Source organism: Flavobacterium sp. (assembly GCF_043720215.1).
Lineage (GTDB): Bacteria > Bacteroidota > Bacteroidia > Flavobacteriales > Flavobacteriaceae > Flavobacterium.
Map to the genome: position 1 here is coordinate 1 of NZ_JAYSSZ010000137.1, position 3,977 is coordinate 3,977.

A 3,977-nucleotide genomic window follows, 5' to 3' on the forward strand; every position below is an offset into this window, starting at 1 on the left:
GTCAAAAGAAGAACCATCACCCAATTTCCCGATATACATTCCGGGGCGGGTACGTATGTGTTCTTTCCAGTCTAACGACTTGATACTACTTTCGTCGTATTTAGCTTCTTTAGCCATATCTAATTATTTCTTTTTAAACGTTAAATCTAAAATGCATTACGTCGCCATCAGCAACAACGTATTCTTTCCCTTCAATTCTTAATTTTCCAGCATCTCTACAAGCAGATTCTGAACCAAGCGTTACAAAATCATTGTACCCTATCACTTCCGCTTTAATAAATCCTTTTTCAAAATCAGTATGAATTACCCCAGCAGCTTGTGGTGCCGTTGAACCTACGTTTATTGTCCAAGCACGCACTTCTTTTACACCTGCAGTAAAGTAAGTTTGTTGGTTTAATAATTTGTAAGCAGCACGAATAAGTACTGATGCTCCTGGCTCATGTAATCCCATATCTTCTAAGAACATTTTGCGTTCTTCATAGGTTTCTAATTCAGTAATATCGGCTTCGGTTCCAACTGCTAAAACGATAACTTCTGCGTTTTCGTCTTTTACTAATTCACGAACTTGGTCTACATATTTGTTTCCTGTTGCTGCCGAATCTTCATCGACATTACAAACATATAATACTGGTTTTGATGTAATTAATTGAAAAGATTCGAATAATTCTTCTTCTTCATAACCTTTTGGCTCAACAGTTCTTGCCGATTTTGCTTGTAGCAAAGTTTCTCGAATTCTATTTAATAATCCTTCCTCAACTATCGCTTCTTTGTTTCCAGTTTTTGCGGCACGTTTTACTTTCTCTAAACGTTTTTCGACAGTTTCTAAGTCTTTTAGTTGCAACTCGATATCGATAGTTTCTTTGTCACGAATTGGATTTACATTTCCGTCTACGTGAATAATATTATCGTTATCAAAACAACGCAAAACGTGAATAATTGCGTTACATTCTCTTATGTTTCCTAAGAATTGGTTACCTAAACCTTCTCCTTTACTTGCTCCTTTTACGAGTCCTGCAATATCAACAATATCGACAGTCGCCATTTGAACACGTTCTGGTTTTACCAACTCTTCTAATTTTTCTATTCTTGGATCAGGAACGTTTACCACACCAATATTTGGTTCGATAGTACAAAACGGAAAATTAGCACTTTGTGCTTTTGCGTTTGACAAACAATTAAATAAAGTCGATTTTCCTACGTTTGGTAATCCTACAATTCCTGCTTTCATTTTACTAATTTTGGTGCAAATGTACTAAGCCGTACAAGCATTTTAATTCTACAAAATATTTTGGTGTGCAAATATAGTCAATTTATATTCTAATCTATTTTTGAATAGGCTTTTCAAATAAAATAAATTTAGTTAAATAGTCTTCAATATCTGTTTTGTATTTATTAAAAAGTAGTTTGTAATCTTCTTTCATAAGCGATATATGATGCGAAACAAAATAATTATCCATTTTTGTTTGCACGATTATACTTTTACCATTTGGAACATTAACCATGTATACTATCCATTCTTTACCAATGTTTAAACTTGGCAATTGGTCAGTTATATTTAACTCAAAATTACTGTCATTTAGCCTACTAATAGTTTTTGAAGCATATTCCTCAGTGGACAAATCTTTTTGTCCTAATTCCTCAATCGCAAAATCAATTTCAGTAGTGATTGCAAAAACGGTTTTGTCTTTTCTTGGTGCATGAATAAATAATAAATCATTTCCTGTTGGGAATTCTCGCCAACCTTCGATTTGAGGTGCTTTAAATTCAAAAGATTTTGCGTATTTTTTTACCGCTGTTCTTACAGAGGGAAAGCTACTATTTAAATTTTCCGATTTAACCATCTTATGAAAGAAATCTCCTCCTAAAAGTCTATTGTATATTGAAAGATTAATATTTTTGTATATTGAAATATAATTTTCTGGTAAAATTGTTTTATTTGTTTTTATTTCATTTTCGTTATAAGATTTATCTCTTTTTAAATTTACAGTCTTAAAAGTTCCAATCTTCTTATTATTAACCGTATTATATACTATGATGTTTGCCGAAATAAATATATGATAAAGACTTTCATTATTGTTGCTTTTTGCTTCACTTCTGAAGTAACCTAATTCTTCATCAATAAGAATGACATTTTCCCAACCATCAGTTTTTAATTTATTGTTATCAAGTTTTAAATCGTTTGGAGATGAGAAATATTTTAACGCCTCTTTTTTGTTTAAACAAGTTATATCTAAATTGACATTATTAGAATTAAAATCCTCTATGATATGATTGACGTGCTCTGATTTGTAAGTTGTAAAATCACTTAATAATTTTTGCAATTCTTCTGAATTTCGATCATTAGAAGCATCTTGAGCCGATTTTGATATTAGAACACCTAATAATCCTCCTCCTACAAAAGGAGTATTATTCAGTTCAATTCTTAATTTATTTTCTCCATTAACAATAACTAGTATTTTAAGTTTGTTATTCTGTCCAATGATTGTATAATTCGACAATAGCAATATTAGAAATAAATAGATGACTTTTTTTGACATTTTTTGTTGTTAAAATGATTAATACTAAAAAAATAAATGAATTTTAAGAATATTTTGTTTGAAAACATCATTACAGACAAACGTTTTTTATTAAAAATCTAGTTAACTCGATTTTCCTACGTTTGGTAATCCTACAATTCCTGCTTTCATTATGGTTTTGTTTTAAAAGTGTGCAAATATACTTTAAATCTTATTAAGATTCAAAGTATAAAAAGGGAAATGATAAACACTTCTAATCTAAAATTTAATTACTGAGTAGATAATTTTTCGATAATATCTTTTTCTTCTTTTGTAGAAACAAATCCTGATTCGAAATCCCAATAATTAGTAAAAAATGAAGTTTTTTTATTAATTAGAGATTTGTCTTTGAAAATATTTTTATCATTGTATTTAAAAAGTTCTTTATCAAAGTTAGTTATTATCATGTGATTATTTACTTCTATTCTTCTGTTTTGCTTTTTGTATTTTTTTTCAAATGCAATTACTTCCTTAGAGTTTGCTAGATAATAGAGATCATTATCTGTTCTAAAAGTATTTTTAAATTCTAATTTAAAAATTTTACTACTTCCTAAAAAAGATTGTCGTAAATCTTCTAGTCGAGAATCTGGAACTAGAGAACTGACTTCCATAATAATCATTTTATTTCTATCATAAACAATTGTAAATTCCGACAAAACTCCTCTTACTTCTTCTATTGGAGTTACTTTAATTACAAGAAAATCCTCATTACTAGGAAATGATTTAATTTGAAAATCATACTTCTGTTTTGCGTTTGATGCAAGAATTTCGTCTATATACTTAAACTGATAATAATTTTCTATTATATTATTTAAATCGTAACCTAAAAGTTCTGCATCTATATCACCATCTAAAAGTCCAACTGCTCTATTTTGTTCTACTAAAATATCAGTTTTAATATTTTTTGAGTTTCCAGCAATTTGAAAATTAATTAATCCATCATTAAAAAAAATAATCTGATCATTTTTTTTGTAAAACTCTCTTAAATAAACTTTCAGATTAACAGGTACAGTTATTTTAATCAGTGAGTTTTGCACTAAATTTTTCAAAATTTCTTGAGGAGAATCACTAGTTAAAATAACTTCTTCTAATCGTTTTGCATTACTCTCAAGATAAACTTCATTAATTTTTTTATTTAACTCAGCGTATTTTACAATGTAAGTTTTATACATTGAATGCTCGAATTGCAAATCAGATTCGCTCGACAAATTAATATTTGCCTCACCATTTTTGTTAGTTAAAAAACCTTGTTTACTTTTCAGGGAAGTTATGGTTACTTCATCAATAGGCATACCCGTTTCCACATCTTTTACAATGACTGCAAATTCGATATTTTGAGAATAGACAAAACCACTAATAAATAACAATATAAAAGATAAAAATTTCTTCATATTACTTTTGTTTGTTCAAATTTAACAAAAA

General features: G+C 28.7%; 3 protein-coding genes. All 3 read right to left on the reverse strand.

Annotated features, from left to right (window positions below; translation table 11 throughout):
- Positions 1 to 133 precede the first annotated feature (133 nt).
- The 3 genes from ychF to ACHZC3_RS06395 all read right to left on the reverse strand — a co-directional run bounded on the left by ychF (position 134) and on the right by ACHZC3_RS06395 (position 3,946).
- Positions 134 to 1,228, reverse strand: a complete 1,095-nt coding sequence (gene ychF / locus ACHZC3_RS06385; protein WP_394759042.1) for a redox-regulated ATPase YchF — start codon at positions 1,226 to 1,228, stop codon at positions 134 to 136.
- A 94-nt stretch (positions 1,229 to 1,322) separates the two neighbouring features.
- A complete protein-coding gene (locus ACHZC3_RS06390; RefSeq protein ID WP_394759043.1) occupies positions 1,323 to 2,537 on the reverse strand; it encodes a hypothetical protein in 1,215 nt (404 codons plus the stop codon).
- 248 nt (positions 2,538 to 2,785) lie between these two features.
- Complete coding sequence (locus ACHZC3_RS06395) at positions 2,786 to 3,946, reverse strand: hypothetical protein (RefSeq protein ID WP_394759044.1); 1,161 nt, start codon at positions 3,944 to 3,946, stop codon at positions 2,786 to 2,788.
- Positions 3,947 to 3,977: the final 31 nt, after the last annotated feature.

Coding starts and splice junctions, on each gene's coding strand:
- ychF (WP_394759042.1), bottom strand. CDS start 1,228: ATGAAAGCAGGAATTGTAGGATTACCAAACGTAGGAAAATCGACTTTA.
- ACHZC3_RS06395 (WP_394759044.1), bottom strand. CDS start 3,946: ATGAAGAAATTTTTATCTTTTATATTGTTATTTATTAGTGGTTTTGTC.
- ACHZC3_RS06390 (WP_394759043.1), bottom strand. CDS start 2,537: ATGTCAAAAAAAGTCATCTATTTATTTCTAATATTGCTATTGTCGAAT.